Origin of the sequence: Streptomyces sp. SM18 (assembly GCF_002910775.2) — a bacterium.
In the GTDB taxonomy this organism is placed as follows: domain Bacteria; phylum Actinomycetota; class Actinomycetes; order Streptomycetales; family Streptomycetaceae; genus Streptomyces; species Streptomyces halstedii.
On sequence record NZ_CP029342.1, the window covers coordinates 5,188,841 to 5,210,738 of the forward strand.

At 72.6% G+C, this 21,898-nt stretch carries 16 protein-coding genes; 12 read left to right on the forward strand and 4 right to left on the reverse strand.

Annotated features, from left to right (window positions below; genetic code table 11):
* The first annotated feature begins 12 nt into the window (after window positions 1-12).
* The 5 genes from B9S64_RS23570 (at window position 13) to B9S64_RS23585 (ending at window position 7,118) form a co-directional block, all read left to right on the forward strand.
* On the forward strand, window positions 13-2,232 hold the full coding sequence (locus tag B9S64_RS23570; RefSeq protein WP_103488969.1) for an efflux RND transporter permease subunit: 2,220 nt from the start codon (window positions 13-15) through the stop codon (window positions 2,230-2,232).
* Window positions 2,233-2,279: 47 nt separating this feature from the next.
* The gene (locus B9S64_RS23575) at window positions 2,280-2,831 is read left to right on the forward strand and encodes a GNAT family N-acetyltransferase (protein WP_103488968.1); all 552 of its coding nucleotides are present in this window, start codon (window positions 2,280-2,282) and stop codon (window positions 2,829-2,831) included.
* A gap of 35 nt (window positions 2,832-2,866) precedes the next feature.
* Entirely contained in the window at window positions 2,867-3,610 is a 744-nt protein-coding gene (locus B9S64_RS23580; protein WP_374936025.1) for a hypothetical protein, read from the forward strand.
* Between the two features lie 164 nt (window positions 3,611-3,774).
* Complete coding sequence (locus B9S64_RS34590) at window positions 3,775-3,951, forward strand: hypothetical protein (protein WP_181387635.1); 177 nt, start codon at window positions 3,775-3,777, stop codon at window positions 3,949-3,951.
* A 113-nt stretch (window positions 3,952-4,064) separates the two neighbouring features.
* Window positions 4,065-7,118: a helix-turn-helix transcriptional regulator gene (locus tag B9S64_RS23585; RefSeq protein ID WP_181012417.1), complete on the forward strand. Its 3,054-nt coding sequence runs from the start codon at window positions 4,065-4,067 to the stop codon at window positions 7,116-7,118.
* 31 nt (window positions 7,119-7,149) lie between these two features.
* Here the strand turns inward: B9S64_RS23585 and B9S64_RS23590 are convergent, their stop codons facing one another.
* The 3 genes from B9S64_RS23590 to B9S64_RS23600 form a co-directional block, all read right to left on the reverse strand.
* Entirely contained in the window at window positions 7,150-7,413 is a 264-nt protein-coding gene (locus tag B9S64_RS23590; protein ID WP_103493219.1) for a DUF6191 domain-containing protein, read from the reverse strand.
* Between the two features lie 37 nt (window positions 7,414-7,450).
* Entirely contained in the window at window positions 7,451-8,701 is a 1,251-nt protein-coding gene (locus B9S64_RS23595) for a sorbosone dehydrogenase family protein (RefSeq protein WP_078552415.1), read from the reverse strand.
* Between the two features lie 65 nt (window positions 8,702-8,766).
* A complete protein-coding gene (locus B9S64_RS23600; RefSeq protein WP_028443656.1) occupies window positions 8,767-9,723 on the reverse strand; it encodes an aldo/keto reductase in 957 nt (318 codons plus the stop codon).
* Between the two features lie 129 nt (window positions 9,724-9,852).
* On the opposite strand from B9S64_RS23600, the gene B9S64_RS23605 reads away from it, so the two are divergent.
* The 6 genes from B9S64_RS23605 (at window position 9,853) to serA (ending at window position 19,569) form a co-directional block, all read left to right on the forward strand.
* Complete coding sequence (locus tag B9S64_RS23605) at window positions 9,853-10,833, forward strand: 2-hydroxyacid dehydrogenase (RefSeq protein WP_103493220.1); 981 nt, start codon at window positions 9,853-9,855, stop codon at window positions 10,831-10,833.
* Between the two features lie 286 nt (window positions 10,834-11,119).
* Window positions 11,120-13,945, forward strand: a complete 2,826-nt coding sequence (locus tag B9S64_RS23610; protein WP_103493221.1) for a bifunctional diguanylate cyclase/phosphodiesterase — start codon at window positions 11,120-11,122, stop codon at window positions 13,943-13,945.
* A gap of 222 nt (window positions 13,946-14,167) precedes the next feature.
* Window positions 14,168-16,033: an acetolactate synthase large subunit gene (locus B9S64_RS23615; RefSeq protein WP_028443653.1), complete on the forward strand. Its 1,866-nt coding sequence runs from the start codon at window positions 14,168-14,170 to the stop codon at window positions 16,031-16,033.
* Window positions 16,034-16,055: 22 nt separating this feature from the next.
* Window positions 16,056-16,583, forward strand: coding sequence for an acetolactate synthase small subunit (ilvN, locus tag B9S64_RS23620; RefSeq protein ID WP_028443652.1), 528 nt, complete (start codon window positions 16,056-16,058; stop codon window positions 16,581-16,583).
* A 103-nt stretch (window positions 16,584-16,686) separates the two neighbouring features.
* Window positions 16,687-17,688, forward strand: coding sequence for a ketol-acid reductoisomerase (ilvC, locus tag B9S64_RS23625; RefSeq protein WP_103493222.1), 1,002 nt, complete (start codon window positions 16,687-16,689; stop codon window positions 17,686-17,688).
* A gap of 288 nt (window positions 17,689-17,976) precedes the next feature.
* On the forward strand, window positions 17,977-19,569 hold the full coding sequence (gene serA, locus B9S64_RS23630; protein WP_028443650.1) for a phosphoglycerate dehydrogenase: 1,593 nt from the start codon (window positions 17,977-17,979) through the stop codon (window positions 19,567-19,569).
* A 57-nt stretch (window positions 19,570-19,626) separates the two neighbouring features.
* On the opposite strand, the gene B9S64_RS23635 is transcribed toward serA, so the two are convergent.
* Window positions 19,627-20,754 (reverse strand): CdaR family transcriptional regulator, encoded by a 1,128-nt coding sequence (locus tag B9S64_RS23635; protein WP_109492105.1) that lies wholly within the window; start codon window positions 20,752-20,754, stop codon window positions 19,627-19,629.
* Between the two features lie 178 nt (window positions 20,755-20,932).
* Between B9S64_RS23635 and B9S64_RS23640 the strand changes: the two genes are divergently transcribed.
* Entirely contained in the window at window positions 20,933-21,859 is a 927-nt protein-coding gene (locus tag B9S64_RS23640) for a proline dehydrogenase family protein (RefSeq protein WP_103493165.1), read from the forward strand.
* Window positions 21,860-21,898: the final 39 nt, after the last annotated feature.

Below are 21,898 nucleotides of genomic sequence, written 5' to 3' on the forward strand. Positions count from 1 at the left end.
GGAGCACGTCCGTTGGCCTCCATCGCACGCTGGTGCCTCGCGCACCGCCTCGCCACCGTCCTGATCTGGCTGTTCGCCCTCGGCGCCACCGCCACCACGGCGGGATTCGCCGGGTCCGCCTACACCGACGACTACGACGTGCCGGGCACCGAGGCGGGCCGGGCCGGTGAGCTCCTCCAGCAGGGCTTCACCCAGCTCGGAGGCGACGCCGACACCGTCGTCTGGCACACCACGGGGCCCTCCACCGTGCGGGGCGCCGACATCGAGCGGACCATGACCCGGACCCTCGACGCGATCGGCGCGCTGCCCGGCATCGGCGCGGTCACCAGCCCCTACGAGACCGCCGGCACCGGGCAGATCAGCGCGGACAGCCGTACCGCCTACGCCACGGTCACCTTCGACCAGCGGGTCGAGGACATCCCCCGGGAGCGGGCACAGGCACTCGTCGACACCGCGAAGGCGGCCGAACGCGACGGACTCCAGGTCGAGCTGGGCGGCAGCGCCGTCGCCCTGACCGAGGCACCGGCACTCCACCTCAGCGAGGCCGTCGGGGTGCTCGTCGCGGCCCTTGTGCTCTTCCTGGCGTTCGGTTCCCTCGCCGCCAGCCTGCTTCCCATCGCCACCGCCCTCGTCTCCGTCGGCACGGCCTACGCCGGCATCGTGCTGCTCGGCCACGTGATGAACGTCGCCGACTTCGCGCCGATGCTCGGCATGCTCATCGGGCTGGGCGTCGGCATCGACTACGCGCTGTTCATCGTCACCCGGCACCGCCGGGGGCTGCGCGGAGGCCTCTCCGTCCACGAAGCGGCGCGCGAGGCCGTCGCCACCACCGGCCGCGCCGTCGTCTTCGCCGGGGCCACCGTCTGCGTCGCCCTGCTGGGCATGCTGGTGCTGCGGCTCGGCTTCCTCAACGGGGTCGCGATCGCCGCCTCCCTCACCGTGCTGCTGACCGTCGCCGCCTCCGTGACCCTGCTGCCCGCCCTGCTCTCCTTCATCGGCACCCGGGCGCTGAGCCGTCGCGACCGCCGCCGCCTCGCCGAGCACGGCCCCTGGGCGGAACGCCCCACCGGGTTCGCGGCCCGCTGGTCCTCCTTCGTGGAGAGGCACCCCAAGCTGCTGGGCGCGGTCGCCGCCGCCGTGATGGCCGTCCTCGCCCTGCCCGCGCTCGGCCTGCACCTGGGCACCTCCGACCAGGGCAACAACCCCGCGACGGCGACCACCCGGCAGGCGTACGACCTGCTGGGCGACGGCTTCGGGCCCGGCGTGAACGGGCCGCTGACCGTGGTCGCCCGTCTCGACGGCGCCGACGACCGGCTGGCCCTCGACGGTCTGCCCGCCGTGCTGCGGGGCACTTCGGGCGTCTCGGCGGTGAGCCCGGTGACGTACAGCAACAGCGGTGACACCGCGTTCGTCACCGTGGTGCCGGACTCCGCTCCGCAGGACCGGCGGACCAGCGAACTCGTCGACCGGATGCGGGAGGACGTGCTGCCGCCGGTGGCCGAGAACACCTCGCTGGAACTGCGGGTGGGCGGGGTGACGGCCGGGTACGACGACTTCTCCGACGTCATCGTCGGCAAGCTGCCGCTCTTCGTCGGTGTGGTCATAGGGCTCGGCTGCCTGCTCCTGCTGCTGGCCTTCCGCTCCCTCGCCATCCCCCTCAAGGCCGCCGTGATGAACGTCGCCGCCGTGGCCGCCTCCTTCGGGGTCGTCGTCGCCGTCTTCCAGTGGGGGTGGGGCAGCGAGCTGCTCGGCCTGGGCAGCGCGGGCCCGGTCGAACCCTTCCTGCCGGTCATCATGGTGTCGGTGCTCTTCGGGCTCTCCATGGACTACCAGGTGTTCCTCGTCGGCCGGATGTACGAGGAGTGGCGGGAGACCGGGGACAACTGCCGGGCCGTCCGCGTGGGCCTTGCCGAGACCGGCCGGGTGATCAACTCCGCCGCGGTCATCATGATCTCCGTGTTCCTCGCCTTCGTCCTCAGCGGGGACCGGGTCATCGCGATGTTCGGCATCGCGCTGGCCGCCGCCGTAGCCCTCGACGCCTTCGTGCTGCGCACCCTGCTGGTGCCCGCCCTGATGCATCTCCTCGGCGGCACCAACTGGTGGCTGCCCGCCCGGCTCGATCGCCTGCTCCCGCGCATCAGCATCGAACCGCCCGGCGTTCCGGCTCCCCGTGCGAAGATCCCTGGGGCGCACGACGACGAGGACCTGACGGTCGCGGTGCGCGTCCACTGACAGGCTCCCGTGTCGGGCGAGGAGCCGACGAGCGAGGAGAAGTCCCTGTGTTCACGATGTCCCTCGGCGACGACGGGGCGTGGTTGCGCCCGCTGGAACCCTGGCAGGCGGAGGAGTTCCTCGCCCACATGGACCGGGCACGCGCGCTGGTCGACCCGTGGATCCCGTTCGCGGCGGCGGCCACCGACCTGGACTCCGCGCGGGCGCTCCTCCAGCGGTACGCCGACAAGCAGGCGGCCGACACCGGACGGATCTACGGGATCTGGCTCGACGGCACCCTGGTCGGCGGTGTCCTCTTCCGGATATTCGACGCGGCGACCGGCTCCTGCGAGATCGGCTGCTGGCTGGAGCCGGCCGGGCAGGGCCGGGGACTGGTGCACCGGGCGTCCCGCAAGCTGATCGACTGGGCGTTCGACGTGCGGGGGATGCACCGGGTGGAGTGGATCGCCTCCTCCGCGAACACCCGCAGCGTCGGGGCGGCCGCACGGCTCGGGATGACCCGTGAGGGTGTCCTGCGGGAGGCCTTCCTGCACCACGGCGTACGGCACGACGAGGAGATCTGGGCCGTCCTGGCCGACGAGTGGCGGGCGGCGCGTTAAGGGCGCTCTCATCCGGGGCCCCTACCGTGCGCCGCATGGAGAACACCCCCACCACCCCTGCCACCGACCAGGACCACGACGCCGACGGGGAGCCGGCGAGGGACGGGACGGCCGCACCCGGCCTGACGAAGACGGCCGAGCCCGTCGCCACGCGGACGGCCGAGCCCGTCTCGACGAAGACGGCTGAGCCCGTCGCCACGCGGACGGCCGAGTCCGTCTCGACCAAGACGGCCGGGTCCTCGGACGCGCCGGGCCCGGAGGACGCCGTTCCGGACACCCCCGTCCCGGACGCCCACGCCTCGGACGCCCCGGACCCGGACGCCGCGTCCGACGACGACGGCCCGGAGCCCGACGCCTACGATGAGGCGGAGGCCACCGCGTCCGCCGAAGCCGCCGGTGGCGCCGCGGCCGTGGTCGCCGCCGGACTCGGCGTCGTCTCCCTCTCCGGTGCCTGGACCGGCCGGGTCGCGGCCGAGCGCCAGACCCTCATCGGCCAAATCAAGTCCGGCGGCAGCGGCAGCGCCACCCAGCAGATCTCCGACATCTACGGCGACGCCTGGCACACCACCGCCCTCGTCAACGGCCTGTTCGCCCTCCTCGCCCTTCTCGTCGGCGTCTTCGTCCTGGTCCGCCCCGCCTTCGGCGCACCCGCCGCCCACCCGCGGCCCGGCTGGATCCGTGCCGTCGCCCGTGCGGGGATCGCGCTCGGGATCCTGGGCGTACTGATCTCGGTCGTCATGTACTTCGACCTCGCCCTCCCGCTGCCCACCGCCGGCTGAGACGCCGCGGCTCCGCCCTAAGGCTTCTGCTCAGCGGGTCTGAGGCCCCCGGGGCGCCAGGATGCGGCACACGCCCGATGCGGGCGCGCCCCCTTGCCGACGAGAGTGGGACCACGGCAGGGAGCCGTGGTCCGCACCGGGCCTTCGTCAGCGGGGAGAGTGCCATGTACAGCTACGAGATGCACCAGTTGAGGGCCGCCGAACTCATCCGCCGGGCCGACCGGCGGCGCCTCGTCCGCGAGGCCGTGGCCGCCCGCCGCACCGCCGCCCGCACCACCGGGCGCGACGCTCCGGAAGGGCGGGTGAGCGAGAACCGGGGCCGGTTCGCCCGCGCCGCGTGACCATGGGCGGCGGCACGGCCGGCCCCACCGCGTCGTACGGAGCCGGAGCCGCCGGGGCCCCGCACACCGCCCACGCGGCGGTCGGGGCCCCGGCGTTGTCGTACGCGTATGCGATGCTCGGCGCTGTGGAGACCAACACCGTCAGCCCCCTCTTCGTCGGCCGGACCCGAGAGCTCGCCACGCTCACCGAGGCGCTCGCCCGCGCCTCGGCGGGCGAGCCGCAGGCGCTGCTCGTCGGCGGCGAGGCGGGCGTCGGCAAGACCCGGCTGGTCGAGGAGTTCCTCGCGGTGGCGAGCCGGCGCGAGGCCGTCGTGGCCGTCGGGGGCTGCGTGGAGATAGGGGCGGACGGCCTCCCCTACGCCCCCTTCGCGACCGCTCTGCGCGCCCTGCGCCGGGCCCTGCCCGAGGAGCTGGCACAGGCGCTCGCCGGACAGGAGGGCGAACTGGCCCGGCTGCTGCCCGAACTGGGCGAGGCCGGGCACGCCGCGCACGACGAGAGCGGCACGGCACGCCTCTTCGAGCTGACCGCCCGGCTGCTGGAGCGCGTCTGCGCCACCCGCACCCTGGTCCTCGTCCTGGAGGACCTGCACTGGTCCGACGCCTCCACCCGGCACCTCCTCTCCTACCTCCTGCGGACCCTGCGCGCCGGACGCCTCGTCCTGGTCGGCACCTACCGCTCCGACGACGTCCACCGCCGCCACCCGCTGCGTCCGCTCCTGGCCGAGCTGGACCGGCTCCGCACCGTCGGACGCGTCGAACTCGACCGGTTCAGCCGCGCCGAGGTCGGCCGGCAGCTGACCGGGATCCTCGCCGTCGCCCCGGACACCGCGCTCGTCGACGAGATATTCGACCGCTCCGACGGCAACGCCTTCTTCGTCGAGGAACTGGCCCGCACCATCGAGTGCTGCGGAGACGGCTCGCAGCTCTCCGCCTCCCTGCGCGACCTCCTCCTCGTACGCGTCGAGACACTGCCCGACGACGCCCAGCGGGTCGTGCGGTTCGTCGCCGAGGGCGGCTCCACCGTCGAACACCGGCTCCTGGCCGCCGTGGCGCGGCTCGCCGACGACGACCTGGACGAGGCGCTGAGGGCCGCCGTCGGCGCCGGCATCCTGCTGCCCGCCCCCGACCTGGACGGTTACCGCTTCCGGCACTCCCTGGTCCGCGAGGCCGTCAGCGACGACCTGCTGCCCGGGGAGCGCTCCCGCCTCAACCGCCGCTACGCCGAAGCCCTCGAAGCCGACCCCGGCCTGGTCCGCGCCGACGAACGCGCCGCCCGGCTCGCCAGCTACTGGTACGCGGCCCACGACCCCGCCAAGGCGCTGCCCGCCGTCCTGCGGGCATCCGTCGAGGCCCGCCGCCGCTACGCCCACTCCGAGCAACTGCGCCTCCTGGAGCGGGCCATGGAGCTCTGGGACGAGGCACCCGACGCCGTACGCGCCACCCTGCGCCCCCTGGACTACGCCGAGGTCTATCCGGGCTGCGGCTGCGCGTCGGGGTCCGGACCGCTGCGCCACCTCGACCTGATGGCCGAGGCCACCGTCGCCGCGCGCTTCGGGGGCGACCGCGAACGGGCCCTGACCCTCGCGAAGAAGGCCCTGCGGCTCCTGGACGGGGACGACGACCCGCTGCGCGCCGCGTGGTTCTGGGTGCAGCGCTCCTCGCTCGTGCAGACGCTCTCCCGGGGGGACGGATGGCAGGAACTCGCCACCGCCCAGGAGCTGGTGCGCGGGCTGCACCCCTCGGCGGTGCACGCCGACGTCCTGGTCAACGTCGCGAGCTGGGGTGCCCTGCACCGCCCCGGCCCCGACGCGCTCGCCGCCGCCGACCGGGCCGTGGAGTACGCGAGGCTCGTCGGCGAGGAGTACATCGAGCTGCACGCCCGTCTCACCCGGGGCTGGCTCACCATCGACGCGGGCGGCGTCGACGAGGGGCTCGCGGAGATGTACGCCGTCCGCGACCGCGCCGACGCGCTCTGCCTGGTGGGCGTGATGAGCCGGGCCGGCGTCAACCTGCCCTCCTCGCTGGAGTCGGCCGGCCGGTCGCTGGAGGCGGTGGCCGCGGCCGACCACGGCATCACGGTCTGCCACGACCACGGGATGCCCGACTCCGAGGCCTGGGCCCGCGCCAATCAGGCGGAGTCCTATTTCTCCCTGGGGCACTGGGACGAGAGCCGGGCCGCGACCGACGCGGCGGCCCTGCTCTTCCGGTCCCGCAAGTCCCACGGGCTGGTGGCCTCGCGCCGCATCGAACTCGCGCTGGCCACGGGCGATTTCGCCGAGGCGGAGGAACAGATCGCGCTGAACGGACGCCTGGTCGGGGCGCACGAGTTCCAGCCCCAGTACTTGATCCCCCTGGCCCGGCAGACCATGCTCCTCGCCGCCCGGCAGGGGCGCGTCCCCGAGGCGCGGGCCGCCTTCGAGGCGCGGTCCGAGGAAGGGTTCCCGCCGGGCACCCAGCGCTACGCGCTGCCGCTGCTGCACGTCGCCGCCGTGATCGAGGCCGACGCCCGCGGACTGCCCGCCACCGAGCCGGGCCGGCCCGCCGTGCTGGAGCGGATCAGGGACCACCTCAAGCGGCTGCCCACACTGGTGCCCGTCTGGGCCGCCTACGGGACGCTGATCGAAGCCGAGCTGGCACGGGCGGAGGGTGCGGACACCCCGCAGGACTGGGCCCGCGCCGCCGCGGCCTTCGGGCCGCTGCGCCGCCCGTACGAACTCGCCCAGATCCGGTACCGGTGGGCGGAGTCCGTCGTCGCCGCCTCCGGGGACCGCGCCACGGCCACCGCACTCCTGCGCGAGGCCCACGCGGTGGCCGAGCGGCTGGGAGCCGCGCCCCTGGCGGAGAGCGTCGGACTGCTGGCCCGGCGGGCCCGTATCGCCCTGTCCGCACCGGCCGACGAGAGCCCGGACACCGCCGGGGAGGACACGGAGGCGGACTTCGAGCCCGCGGCGGACGCCATCGAGTCGTTCGGGCTGACCTCCCGCGAACAGGAGGTGCACCGGCTGGTCGCGGCCGGTTACACCAACCGCCGGATCGCGGAGGAGCTGTACATCTCGCCGAAGACCGCGAGCGTGCACGTCTCCAACATCCTGGCCAAGCTGGGCGTCACCGGCCGCGGCGAGGCCGCGGCCCTGGCCCACCGCCTCCGGCTGTACGAGACGGTGTGAGCCCACCCGGGGGCTTCGGCGGCGCGCTCGCCTAAGCCGGTGTATCCGGCGGGGCCCCGGCTCCTCCTCCCGGCCTGCCCGGCCCGTCCGGCCGCTCCGTCCCGGCCGTGGGGTCCGCCGGGGCCGTTTCCGTCGGGCCCGTGAGCCGGAGCGTCACCTTGCCGGAGGAGAGGTCTATCGGGCCGCGCGACGGGTCGGAGTCACCCAGGTCCTCGCGGCTCAGCTCCAGGCGCTTCCGCTCCTCCGTGGTGTGCTTGCGGCCCGGCGAGAACAGTTCCGAGAAGAGGTCGAACACCAGCCGTACTCCCTCCGACGTGCCGCCCGGCCGGTCGTCACCGCACCTTCAGCAGCAGGATCCGGTCGTCCCCGGACTTCGGGGTCCCGCGTCCGTCCGTGTTGCTCGTGACCAGCCACAGCCGGTCGCCGCCCGCCGCCGCCACGGTGCGCAGCCTTCCGTACGTCCCCTCCAGGAACGCCTGGGGGGCCGCCAGAGGTTCCTTGCCCGCCGAACCCGACAGCGGGATCCGCCACAGCCGCTCGCCGCGCAGGCCCGCCATCCAGATGGAGCCCTTCGCGTAGGCGATGCCGCTCGGGGAGGCCTCGGACGTCTTCCACACGGCCACCGGGTCCTCATACCCCGGCTCGCCCTTCTCGCCCTCGACCTCGGGCCAGCCGTAGTTCTTGCCGGGCTCGATCAGGTTCAGCTCGTCCCAGGTGTCCTGGCCGAACTCCGAGGCCCAGAGGCGCTTCCGCGCGTCCCAGGCGAGCCCCTGCACATTGCGGTGGCCCCAGGAGTAGACCACCGAGTCGGCGGACGGGTTGCCGTGCACCGGCTCGCCGTCGGGCGTCATCCGCAGGATCTTGCCCGCGAGGGACTTCTCGTCCTGGGCCAGCCCCGTGTCACCCGTCTCGCCCGTGCCCGCGTACAGCATGCGGTCGGGTCCGAAGGCGATCCGGCCGCCGTTGTGCACGGAGCCCTTCGGGATGCCCCGCAGAATCGTGTCCGGGGCGCCCAGCTGCTGCCCGGCGGGCTTCGACTCGTCGTACTGGAGGCGGGCGACGCGGTTGTCGGACTCGGTGGTGAAGTACGCGTACACCAGATGGTCCGCGCCGTACGTCGGTGCGACCGCGAGACCGAGCAGACCCCCCTCACCGGCCGGCGAGACGCCCGGCACGGTGCCCAGCTCCGTCTTCTCGCCGCTCGTGCCGTCGATCCGGGTGATCGTCGCCTCGTCGCGTGAGGCCACCAGCAGATCGCCTCCCGGCAGCGGGGCCAGACCCCAGGGGGAGTCGAGGTCCTCCGTCAGCGTGGACACCACCTCCACCGACCCCTTGGCCGGGGGCAGGTCGGCGGACGGGCTCGGTGAGGCCGCCGGGGCGGACGCGGAGCTCGCCGGGGGAGTGGGGGAGCCGGCGGTGCCCGCGGACCCCCCGTCGTCGGTCGCGCAGGCGGCCGACAGCAGCAGGGAGGCCGAGGCGAGCACCGCCGCCACCCCCCTGAGCCTCGTGCACCCGTGGTGCACCGTGTGTTCCTCGCGCGCCGCGGGAGTGTGCACAGGACCGGTCCTTTCGACAGCGGGCATCACCCCTGTTCTTACACTGCCGCGCGCCGCCGCTCCCCGGTCTCCACCCATTCCCCGCCGCCGCGTCAGTCCCACGACCCGCGCGCCGGGGGAAGCCGCGCGATCTCGGCCAGGTCCCGGTCGGTGAGCACCAGTTCGCCCGCTCGCGCGTTCTCCACGGCCCACCGCTCCCGCTTGGCACCGGGCACGGGCACCACATGGCGGCCCTGCCGCAGCACCCAGGCCAGCGCCACCTGCGCCGGAGTGGCGCCGTGCCGCTCGGCGACCCGTCGCAGACCCACGACCACCGGCTGGTTCGCCGCCATCATCTCCGCGGTGAAACGGGGGTGCCGGGCCCGTGGGTCGTCCGGCTCGAAGCCCATGCCCGGCTTCAGCGTCCCCGTCAGGTAGCCGCTGCCCAGCGGCATCGCCGCCAGCACGCCCACGCCCCGCGCCGCACACCAGGGCACCAGGTCGTCCAGCGCCTCCGGCGACCACACCGACAGCTCCGCCTGGACCGCGCTGACGGGGAACACCTGCTGCACCCGCTCCAGTTGCCGGATCGTCGCGGCGTACGTCCGGGGCACAGCGCGGCGCCCCGCGCGCGCCCCCACCGCGCTCAGGCCGAGCGCCCGCACCTTGCCCGCGGTCACCAGCTCCGCCATCGCGCCCCAGGTCTCCTCCACCGGCACCTCGGGGTCGGCCCGGTGGAGCTGGTAGAGGTCGATCACATCGGTCTGGAGCCGCCGCAGCGAGGCGTCGCAGGCCCGGCGCACGTACCCGGGGCGGCCGTTGGCGACGACGTGCTGGTCCCCGACCAGCAGACCGCACTTGGTGGAGAGGAAGGCGTCCGCGCGACGCCCCTTCAACGCCCGCCCCACCAGCAGCTCGTTGGTGAACGGCCCGTACATGTCGGCCGTGTCGAACAGCCGGACCCCGGCGTCCAGGGCCGCGTGCACCGTACGCAGCGAACGGTCACCACGCTGTTGCGACGTGCTGTAGGCCCAGCTCATGGGCATGCACCCCAGCCCGACAGCGCCCACGGCCAGCCGCGCCGCACCGATTGTCCTGCGCACTCCCCGAACCCTCCCTCGGCCCCGTCTCGCAGGACCACCACCGCATCCTCAAAAGTAACCTCTGCCGTTCCGCGCCCTTCGCATAGCCTCCTGACCATGACTTCGACAGCGGCTCCGAGCCCGGCCCCGACCCCCGCGACCGCCCCCGACGTATGGCTGCCGATCCCCGCCGAGGAGATCGACGGACTTCCCGAGGGTCTCAACTACCGCTTCTGGAACGGTGGCGAGGACTACCCCGCGGACCCCGCCGAATGCGCGTTCTACGTCGTTCCGTACCTGGCGGGAGCCGAGGTCGCGGTCCGGCCGCTGGAACACATGGGCGCCGTACAGGTCGTGCAGACCCTCTCCGCCGGCGTCGACCACGTGCAGCCGGGCCTCGTCGGACTGCCCGCCGGGGTGCGGCTGTGCAACGCCAAGGGCGTGCACGAGGCGTCGACCGCGGAACTCGCCGTCGCCCTGATCCTCGCCTCGCTGCGCGGGTTCCCCGGCTTCACGCGCGGTCAGGACGACGAGGAGTGGCGGTCGGGCTTCTACCCCGCGCTCGCCGACAAGTCCGTACTGATCGTCGGCTACGGATCGATCGGCGCGGCCGTCGAGGACCGGCTCGAACCCTTCGAGTGCGCGCGGGTGGTGCGCGTCGCGCGCTCCGCCCGGACAACCGCGCGCGGTCCCGTACACGCGCTCGACGCGCTGCCCGCGCTCCTGCCCGAGGCGGACGTCGTCGTGCTGACCACCCCGCTGAACCCCTCCACACAAGGGCTGGTCGGGGCGGAGTTCCTCGCCGCGATGCGGGACGGAGCGCTGCTCGTGAACGTGGCGCGCGGCCCGGTCGTCGACACCGAGGCCCTGCTGGCCGAACTCACGTCCGGCCGGCTGCGGGCGGCCCTGGACGTCACCGACCCGGAACCGCTGCCCGCGGGCCATCCGCTCTGGCATGCTCCCCACGTCCTGATCACCCCCCATGTGGGCGGCTCCACCTCGGCGTTCCTGCCCCGGGCGAAGCGACTGCTGGCCGGACAGCTGTCCCGGTTCGCGGCGGGGGAGCCGCTCGACAACCTGGTGTTCACCACCGGCTGACCACGCCGTGGACCGGCCCGGTCGCACCCGTCGCGCGGCCAACACCGCAGGTGGTAACGGAGCGTAGAGATCTTATGGCCCTGAGTGACCGTTCTGGTGTATCGTCCAGGAGGGGGCGGCGTCGTGGAAGGGGCGGCGCCGGGCGGGAGTGGAACACGAGGGGGCGACGGGCGATGCACGGCCAGTGGAGAGGTGATCCGGCGCCGCGCCGCGGGCGTGCGCGCCCACGCGCGGCGGTGCGGGCAGAGGTGCCGAGGGCACCGGTCCGGTCCGGGGGAGTCCTCCGGTGAGCGCCCTCGCGGCCCTGCTCTCCAAGCCGGTCTCCGGCCGGAGGGCGGGCCTGCGCTCCCAACTCCTCCTCGCCCTGGTCTGCGCCGCCTACGCGGTCGGCGCGGGCATCGGCTGGGGGTCCACGGGAGTGGCGCTCTTCATGGGTGACTTCGGCCTCAGTCTCGCCGCGCTGATCGCCGCCGTCTCCTGCTTCGTCTACGCGCGCCGCAGCGACAGCCGGCTCAGGCCCGCCTGGCTGCTGTTCTCGCTCTCCTCGGCGATGGCGGCCGGCGGAAACGCGGTCTGGGGGTGGTACGAGGTGGTGCTGAGCCGTCCCGTGCCCTCCCCGTCCCTGGCCGACCTCTTCTTCCTCTGCTTCGCGCCCCCGGCCATCGTCGGCCTGCTCGTCCTCGCCAAACGGCCGGTGAACCGCGCCGGCTGGGTCTGCCTGGCGCTGGACGCCTGGCTGATCGGCGGATCGCTGCTGACGCTCTCCTGGAGCCTCGCGCTCGCCCACACCGCCCACATGGCCAACGCCGAAGGGGAGAGCGTCGCCAGGGCCGCGCTCTCGCTCGCCTACCCACTGCTCGACATCGTGCTGGTCTCCATGGTGCTGGCCCTGCACTTCCGCCGGATCAGCGTGAACCGCTCGGCGGTGAACACCGCCATCGCCGGGCTCGCCCTGACGGTGCTGTGCGACGCCCTGTTCACCTCGCCGCTGCTGCGCTCGGCCTACCGCTCCGGCCAGTTGCTCGACGCCGGCTGGTTCGCCGGGTCGCTGCTCCTGGCGTACGCCCCCTGGGGCGTCCGGCGCGGGCTGGACAACGCTGTCCGGACCGGCCGCGCCGTCCGGGGCGCGAGCCGCCCGATCACCGGGTCCCTGGCCGCCCTCACCCCGTATCTGGCGGCGGCCGTCTGCACCCTCGGCATCCTGTACAGCGTGGTGGACGGGCGCCGGCCCGACCGGGTCGTGATCGTCACGGGCTGCGCGGTCGTGCTCGCCCTGGTCGTCCGCCAGGCCATCATGCTGCTGGACAACATCACCCTCACCCAGGAGCTGGCCCAGAAGGAGAACCACTTCCGCTCCCTGGTGCAGGGCTCCAGCGACGTCATCATGATCGCGGAATCCACCGGGGTGCTGCGTTACGTCAGCCCGGCCGCCGCCGGGGTCTACGGGCGCGCCGCGGAAGACCTCGTCGGCACCGAACTCCCCTCGATCATCCACCCGGACGACCTCGGCCCGGTCTTCCACGAGGTGCGCAGATTCCTGGCCGCCCCGCCCCGCGAGGTGCCCAGCACCCGTATCGAGTGCCGCTTCAGATCGGGCACCGGCGCGTGGCTGCACGTCGAGTCCACCGTCAACCGCCACCAGGGCGGGCTGCTGCTCAACAGCCGGGACGTCAGCGAGCGGGTCCGGCTCCAGGAGCAGTTGCGGCACAACGCCGAGCACGACCCGCTCACCGACCTGCCCAACCGCGCCCTGTTCACCGCCCGGGTGGCCCAGGCCCTCGGCGGACGGCGCTCCGGCGACCAGGGCACCGCGGTGCTCTTCATCGACCTCGACGGATTCAAGGCGGTCAACGACAGCGTCGGGCACCAGGCGGGCGACGAACTGCTCGTCCAGGCCGCCCGCAGGCTCCAGGAGTCGGTGCGCGCCTGGGACACCGCCGCGCGCCTGGGCGGCGACGAGTTCGCGGCGCTCATCGTCGGTGACGGCACCCGCGACCAGGCCGCCCGCGAGTACCAGGTCCACGAGATCGCCGAGCGGCTGCGCCTCACGCTCTCCCAGCCGTACCGGGTCAACGGCCAGGAGGTCCGGGTGGCCGCCTCCATCGGCGTCGCCTTCGCCGAGCCCGCCATCACCCCCAAGGACCTCATGCGCAACGCCGACCTGGCCATGTACCGCGCCAAGGCCGGCGGCAAGGACCGGGTCGAGCTGTACGCGCCCCAGATGCAGGCCGAGGTCGTCCGGCGCTCCGAGCTGGCGGCGAGGCTGCGCACGGCCGTGCGCGACGGCGAGTTCGCCCTGCTGCACCAGCCGGTCGTCCACCTCGCCAGCGGCACGGTCGCGGCGGTCGCCGCACAGGCGCGCTGGCGCTCCTCCCAGGGCATCCTGTTCACCCCGGCCGAGTTCCTCCGGGTGGCCGGGGACAGCGACCGCGCCGCCGAGCTGGGGAGCTGGATGCTGGAGGAGGCCGTCGAGCAGGCCGCCGACCGGGCCAGGGCCGGTCACCCGGTCTCCGTCTCCGTACGGGTCTCGGCCGGCCGGCTGCTGGACCGGGCGCTGCCCCGCGGCTCGGTCGAAGCCCTCCTCACCCGGCACGGGCTGCCCTCCGGCGCCCTGATGATCGAGGTGGCCGACCACGACCCCCGGGTCTCCTTCGACGATCTGGAACAGCGGCTGGTCGCCCTGCGCAGACTCGGCGTACGCATCGCGCTCGACGGCTTCGGCAACGGCTACGCCGCGGTCAACGCCCTGCGCAGACTCCCCGTGGACGTGCTCAAGCTGGACCGGAACCTCGTGGACGGGGTCGTGGAGTCGGCGCGGCTGCACAAGATCACCAGCGGCCTGCTGCGGATCGCCTGCGACCTCGGGATGCAGTCCGTCGCCGACGGGGTGGACGGACCCGAACAGGCACGCGCGCTCCGCGCCATGGGGTGCACCCACGGCCAGGGGGCGGCGTTCTCCGGGCCCGTGGACGAGTACCGGCTGCGGCGGGCCCTGGCCCGGGGCAGGTTCCCCGTCGCGGGCGGCGGACCGACGGCGCGGCCCGTGCTGGCGGGCGGCTGGATCCCGCTCCAGGGGCGTTCACATGATGAGACGCCCGTCCCACCCACTTGACACCGCGGGCGCCCCGGAGAGAGGGTCAATGCCATGCGCACCCGAATTCTCGTACTTGGAAAGCGCGTCGGCTGAAGCAGGGTCACTCATGGACACCCCGCAGACCGCACCGGCGCGCTCCCCTCGCTTGCCTCACGGCACGAGGGGTTTTTTGTTGCACCGGTACTTCTCAAAACACCATAAAACACCCCGCATGAACACCAGCTTCGAGAAGAGAATGTGATGACCGAGCAGGCAACCGGGGCCCAGCACCCGCAGCCGCGGGCCCGTAACGGCGGACCGTCCTCCGCCTCCGTCGAGCACCTCACGGGCGCGCAGTCCCTCATCCGTTCTCTTGAGGAAGTCGGGGCCGACACCGTATTCGGCCTCCCCGGTGGCTGCATCCTGCCGGCCTACGACCCGCTGATGGACTCCACCCGGGTCCGCCACATCCTGGTCCGCCACGAGCAGGGCGCCGGCCACGCCGCCACCGGCTACGCGCAGGCCACCGGCAAGGTCGGTGTCTGCATGGTCACCTCGGGACCGGGCGCCACCAACCTGGTCACCCCGATCGCGGACGCGGCCATGGACTCCGTGCCCCTGGTCGCGATCACCGGCCAGGTGGCCTCCGCCGCGATCGGCACGGACGCCTTCCAGGAGGCCGACATCTGCGGCATCACCATGCCGATCACCAAGCACAACTTCCTGGTCACCCGCGCCGAGGACATCGCCCACACCATCGCGGAGGCCTTCCACATCGCCTCCACCGGCCGGCCCGGACCGGTCCTGGTGGACATCGCCAAGGACGCCCTCCAGGCGAAGACCTCCTTCAGCTGGCCCCCGGCCATGGACCTGCCCGGCTACCGCCCGGTCACCAAGCCGCACGCCAAGCAGATCCGCGAGGCGGCCAAGCTCATCACCCAGGCCCAGCGCCCCGTGCTGTACGTCGGCGGCGGAGTCCTCAAGGCCGGCGCCACCGCCGAGCTCAAGGTCCTGGCCGAGCTCACCGGAGCGCCCGTCACCACCACCCTGATGGCGCTCGGCGCCTTCCCCGACAGTCACCGGCTGCACGTGGGGATGCCCGGCATGCACGGTTCGGTCACCGCCGTCACCGCGCTCCAGAAGGCCGATCTGATCGTCGCGCTCGGGGCCAGGTTCGACGACCGGGTCACCGGCAAGCTGGACAGCTTCGCCCCGTACGCCAAGATCGTCCACGCCGACATCGACCCGGCCGAGATCGGCAAGAACCGCGCCGCCGACGTGCCGATCGTCGGTGACGCCCGCGAGGTCATCGCCGACCTCGTCCAGGCCGTCCAGGCCGAGCACACCGAGGGCCGCCAGGGCGAGGCCGCCCGGACGCGGTACGCGGACTGGTGGAAGGACCTCGACCGCTGGCGCGCGACCTACCCGGTCGGCTACGACCTGCCCGAGGACGGCAGCCTCTCCCCGCAGCAGGTCATCCAGCGCATCGGCCAACTCGCCCCCGAGGGAACCGTCTTCGCGGCGGGCGTCGGCCAGCACCAGATGTGGGCCTCGCACTTCATCGAGTACGAGCAGCCCGCCACCTGGCTGAACTCCGGCGGCGCCGGGACGATGGGCTACGCGGTCCCCGCCGCGATGGGCGCCAAGGCCGGCATGCCGGACCGCACGGTCTGGGCGATCGACGGCGACGGCTGCTTCCAGATGACCAACCAGGAACTCACCACCTGCGCGCTGAACAACATCCCGATCAAGGTCGCCATCATCAACAACGGCGCCCTCGGGATGGTCCGCCAGTGGCAGACCCTCTTCTACAACCAGCGCTACTCCAACACCGTGCTGCACTCCGGCGCGGACACGGACGGCGTCCCGGCCAAGGGCACCCGCGTCCCGGACTTCGTCAAGCTGTCCGAGGCCATGGGGTGCCACGCGATCCGCTGTGAGGACCCCGCGGACCTGGACAAGGTCATCGCGGAGGCCAACGCGATCAACGACCGCCCTGTCGTCATCGACTTCATCGTCCACGAGGACGCCATGGTGTGGCCGATGGTCGCCGCCGGCACCTCCAACGACGAGGTCATGGCCGCCCGCGGCGTCCGACCCGACTTCGGCGACAACGAAGACGACTGAGAGACAGAGAGAGACCGACTCCATGTCCACGAAGCACACGCTCTCCGTCCTGGTCGAGAACAAGCCCGGTGTCCTCGCCAGGATCACGGCCCTGTTCTCCCGGCGCGGGTTCAACATCGACTCGCTCGCCGTCGGTACCACCGAACATCCCGACATCTCCCGCATCACCATTGTGGTGAATGTCGAGGGCCTGCCCCTGGAGCAGGTGACCAAACAGCTCAACAAGCTGGTCAACGTCCTGAAGATCGTCGAACTGGAGCCCTCCGCCGCGATCCAGCGGGAGCTCGTCCTGGTGAAGGTCCGCGCCGACAACGAGACGCGTTCCCAGATCGTCGAGATCGTCCAGCTGTTCCGCGCCAAGACCGTGGACGTCTCCCCGGAGGCGGTCACGATCGAGGCGACCGGGGGAGCCGACAAGCTGGAGGCCATGCTCCGGATGCTCGAACCCTTCGGCATCAAGGAGCTGGTCCAGTCCGGCACCATCGCCATAGGGCGCGGCGCGCGCTCGATCACCGACCGTTCCCTGCGCGCGCTCGACCGCTCGGCGTAGACCCCGGACATCCTCGCCGCTCGCATGGCGAGACCCGCAACCGCATCAGACGCACCCCGCCGTACGGTGGGACGCAACACCTGCACACCAAGGAGAAGACCCAGTGGCCGAGCTGTTCTACGACGACGATGCCGACCTGTCCATCATCCAGGGCCGCAAGGTCGCGGTCCTCGGCTACGGCAGCCAGGGCCACGCCCACGCGCTGTCGCTGCGTGACTCGGGTGTCGACGTCCGTGTCGGTCTCCACGAGGGCTCCAAGTCCAAGGCCAAGGCCGAGGAGCAGGGCCTGCGCGTGGTGACCCCGGCCGAGGCCGCCGCCGAGGCCGACGTCATCATGATCCTCGTCCCGGACCCGATCCAGGCCCAGGTCTACGAGGAGTCCGTCAAGGACAACCTCAAGGCCGGCGACGCGCTGTTCTTCGGCCACGGCCTGAACATCCGCTTCGACTTCATCAAGCCGCCGGCCGACGTGGACGTCTGCATGGTCGCCCCGAAGGGCCCCGGCCACCTGGTCCGCCGTCAGTACGAGGAGGGCCGCGGCGTCCCGTGCATCGTGGCGGTCGAGCAGGACGCCACGGGCAAGGGCCTGGAGCTGGCCCTGAGTTACGCGAAGGGCATCGGCGGCACCCGCGCCGGCGTCATCAAGACGACCTTCACCGAGGAGACCGAGACCGACCTGTTCGGTGAGCAGGCCGTCCTCTGCGGCGGTACGGCCGCCCTGGTCAAGGCCGGCTTCGAGACGCTGACCGAGGCCGGTTACCAGCCGGAGATCGCCTACTTCGAGTGCCTGCACGAGCTGAAGCTCATCGTGGACCTCATGTACGAGGGCGGCCTGGAGAAGATGCGCTGGTCCATCTCCGAGACCGCCGAGTGGGGCGACTACGTCAGCGGTCCCCGCATCATCACGGACGCCACCAAGGCCGAGATGAAGAAGATCCTGGGCGAGATCCAGGACGGCACCTTCGCCAAGGGCTGGATGGCCGAGTACCACAACGGCCTGCCCAAGTACAACGAGTACAAGAAGGCCGACGCCGACCACCTGCTGGAGACCACCGGCAAGGAGCTGCGCAAGCTCATGAGCTGGGTGGACAACGAGGACGCCTGAGCCTCACCGGGGGCGGGTCCGCACGGGCCCGCCTCCTGGGCCGCCCGCCCCGTGTCACTGCGGGGCCGGGACGGCGGCAGGAGACGGTGCCGTACCCCTGTACGGCACCGTCCGCCCCGTGCGGGTGATCCTTCCGCCGGGGCGCAGACCTGGCCCGGCCGCATGACTAGACTGCTCCACACACATACGCGTCAGGGCCCACAGTGTCGTGCGTCTTCCACGCGGCTAGCCCCTCCACCGCCTGCGGCCGTCGGGACGGCCGTCCGCACTGGACTTGTGAGGACACACGTGAGCTCGAAACCTGTCGTACTCATCGCCGAAGAGCTGTCGCCCGCCACGGTCGACGCTCTGGGTCCGGACTTCGAGATCCGGCACTGCAACGGCGCGGACCGCGCCGAACTCCTCCCCGCGATCGTGGACGTCGACGCGATCCTGGTGCGCTCCGCGACCAAGGTGGACGCCGAGGCCATCGCCGCCGCGAAGCAGCTGAAGGTCGTCGCCCGTGCCGGTGTCGGCCTGGACAACGTGGACGTCTCCGCGGCCACCAAGGCCGGTGTGATGGTCGTCAACGCGCCGACGTCCAACATCGTCACCGCCGCCGAGCTGGCCTGCGGTCTGCTGGTGGCCACCGCGCGGCACATCCCGCAGGCCAACACCGCGCTCAAGAACGGCGAGTGGAAGCGGTCCAAGTACACCGGTGTCGAGCTGAGCGAGAAGGTCCTGGGCGTCGTCGGCCTCGGCCGCATCGGCGTCCTGGTCGCGCAGCGCATGTCGGCCTTCGGCATGAAGATCGTCGCGTACGACCCCTACGTCCAGCCCGCGCGTGCCGCGCAGATGGGCGTCAAGCTCCTCACCCTGGACGAGCTGCTGGAGGTCGCCGACTTCATCACGGTGCACCTGCCGAAGACCCCGGAGACGCTCGGCCTGATCGGTGACGAGGCGCTGCACAAGGTGAAGCCCTCCGTGCGGATCGTCAACGCCGCGCGCGGCGGCATCGTCGACGAGGAGGCGCTCGCCGCCGCCCTCAAGGAGGGCCGCGTCGCCGGCGCCGGCCTCGACGTGTACGCCAAGGAGCCCTGCACGGACTCCCCGCTGTTCCAGTTCGACCAGGTCGTCTGCACCCCGCACCTGGGCGCCTCCACCGACGAGGCGCAGGAGAAGGCCGGTATCGCGGTCGCCAGGTCGGTCCGTCTGGCCCTCGCCGGTGAGCTGGTCCCGGACGCGGTCAACGTCCAGGGCGGGGTCATCGCCGAGGACGTGCGCCCCGGGCTCCCGCTCGCCGAGAAGCTCGGCCGGATCTTCACCGCGCTGGCCGGCGAGGTCGCGGCCCGCCTCGACGTCGAGGTCTACGGGGAGATCACCCAGCACGACGTGAAGGTGCTCGAACTCTCCGCGCTCAAGGGCGTGTTCGAGGACGTCGTGGACGAGACCGTGTCGTACGTCAACGCCCCGCTCTTCGCCCAGGAGCGCGGTGTCGAGGTCCGTCTCACCACCAGCTCCGAGTCGCCCGAGCACCGCAACGTGGTGACCGTCCGCGGCACCCTGTCCAGCGGCGAGGAGGTCGCGGTCTCCGGCACGCTGGCCGGCCCCAAGCACCTCCAGAAGATCGTCGCCATCGGTGAGCACGACGTGGACCTGGCGCTCGCCGACCACATGGTCGTCCTGCGGTACGAGGACCGTCCCGGCGTCGTCGGCGCGGTCGGCAAGATCCTCGGTGAGGCCGGGCTGAACATCGCCGGCATGCAGGTCTCGCGGCGGGACGCGGGCGGCGAGGCGCTGGTCGTCCTCACCGTCGACGACACCATCCCGCAGTCGGTGCTGAACGAGATCTCCGAGGAGATCGGCGCGACCTCGGCCCGCTCGGTCAACCTCACGGACTGACCCGGTCCACGGACTGACCCGGTCCATGGACCGGCTCCGTCCAGGGACCGGCCCGGTCTACAGCCGGGCCGCCTTCAGCGCCATGTGCAGCAGCAGCCGGTCCTCGCCGTCGCCCAGATCGAGGCCGGTGAGCTGCTGCACCCGGCCGATGCGGTAATAGAGCGTCTGCCGGTGGATGCCCAGCAGGGCCGCCGTCCGGCCCGCCTGGCCCGCACAGTCGAGGAACACCTCGGCGGTGCGGGCCAGCTCCGTGTTCGGGCCCGCCAGCAGGGGGCGGGCGACCGGGTCCGGTGTCCGGGGCAGCGCGGTGAGCAGCCGGTACGGCCCGATGGACACCCAGTCGGCGACCGGCCCGTAGCGGGACTCCGCCCCCGCCGCGCGCGCGGCGGACACGGCCTCGTGCCAGGAGACGGCCAGCTCCGCCAGACCGCGCCGGGCGGTGGCGATCCCGGCCGTGGCCCCCGGGCCGGCCAGGACGCGCAGCCGGTCGGCGGCCGCTGTCGCCGGGTCCTGGGCGTCGGGGGAGCGCAGCCGCACCAGCGCGGCCAGGGACGGCACCTCGGCCCCCTCGACCGAGGCGAGGGCCGCCGCCGACGGCACCGTACGCACCGAGGGGGGCCCGTCCGGCCACGGGGTCACGCACACCACGGTGTGCAGCCCGGCCGCGTCCGGACCCAGGGCCTCGCCCAGGGCGGACACCGCCGCCTCACGCGGCCGGCCCGGTCCCGCGGTGAGCGCGGCGGCGAACTCGCGGCTGAGGTCCGCGCCGGCCCGTGCCTCGTCGAAGAGCAGCACCCCGATCCGGGCGGCCACCTCCATGGCCGCCGTCAGCCGCTCCTCGGGCGGTCCGGGCTCTGTGTCGAGCAGCCATACGTAGCCCAGGACGACACCCCGATGGCGTACCGGGAGGCACAGGCGGTCCCGGTAGACACCGGCCTCCGGGGCGGCCGGGATACGGACCGGGCCGGTGGCGCGGGTGATGCCGAAGCCCTCGAACCAGGCCCGGACGGCCGGGGTGGAGCGCCGGGTGAGGATCGAGCGCGTACGGACGGGGTCCATGGCCGTGTCGTCGTCGCTGTCGTGCGCCCCGAAGGCGACCAGGCCGAAATCGCGGTTCTCCAGGGTCGCCGGGGCGCCGAGCAGCGCGGAGATCTCGTCCACCAGCTCCTGGTAATCGCCTTTCACCCCGCCATTCTCGCACCCTTCAGACATATGTCTGAGTCGGCGGCCACAGATGCGTGACAGGTGTCGATGGCACGGGGTGGGAAGGTTCCCTAGATTTCACGGTGGTTCTCCGTACCGTCCCGTTCCGTTCGTCTTTGCGCCGGTTCGGTCCCCGTCCGATCTTCCGTGGAGGTGCCCCGTGCTGGGTCCCGTGATTCTCGCCGCGTCCCGCAGCGACACGATGCGTCGTTTCGTCTCGGCCGCCCCGGGCACCAAGCAGGTCGTCGACCGGTTCATCGCCGGTGAGACGGTCGACCAGGTCATCCGGATCGTCCAGGACTCCGCCGACAAGGGCCTGGAGGTCACCCTCGACGTCGTGGGTGAGGACATCACCACCCCCGAGCAGGCCGCCGCCGCGCGTGACGCGTACCTGGAGCTGATCGGCCGCCTCGAAGGCCTCGGTCTGGGTACCCGCGCGGAGATGTCGGTCAAGCTGTCGATGTTCGGCCAGTCGCTGGACGGCGGCCACGAGCTGGCGCTCGCCAACGTCCGCCCGGTCGTCGAGGCCGCCGCCGCGATCGGCACCACGGTCACGCTGGACGCCGAGGACCACACCACCCTCGACTCGATGTTCGCCATCCACGAGGAGCTGCGGAAGGACTTCCCGGAGACCGGCTGCGTCATCCAGTCCTACCTGTTCCGCACCGAGGAGGACGCCCGCCGCCTCGCCGCCGCGGGCAGCCGGGTCCGGCTGGTCAAGGGCGCGTACAAGGAGCCGGCCTCCGTCGCCCACCAGGACAAGGCGGAGATCGACAAGGCGTACGTCCGCGTCCTGAAGACGCTGATGCACGGCGAGGGCTACCCGATGATCGGCTCCCACGACCCGCGGCTCATCGCCATCGGCCAGGAGCTCGCCCGCCAGGCCGGGCGCAAACTGGAAGAGTACGAGTTCCAGATGCTGTACGGCATCCGCAGCGACGAGCACGTCCGGCTCGCGGCCGAGGGCCACCGGATGCGCGTCTACACGGCGTACGGCACCGACTGGTACGGATACTTCATGCGCCGCCTCGCGGAGAAGCCGGCCAACCTGCTGTTCTTCGCCCGCTCCGTCGTCACCAAGGGCTGACGGCCCCCTCGGCCCGACGCCCACCCCAACAAGGAGGCA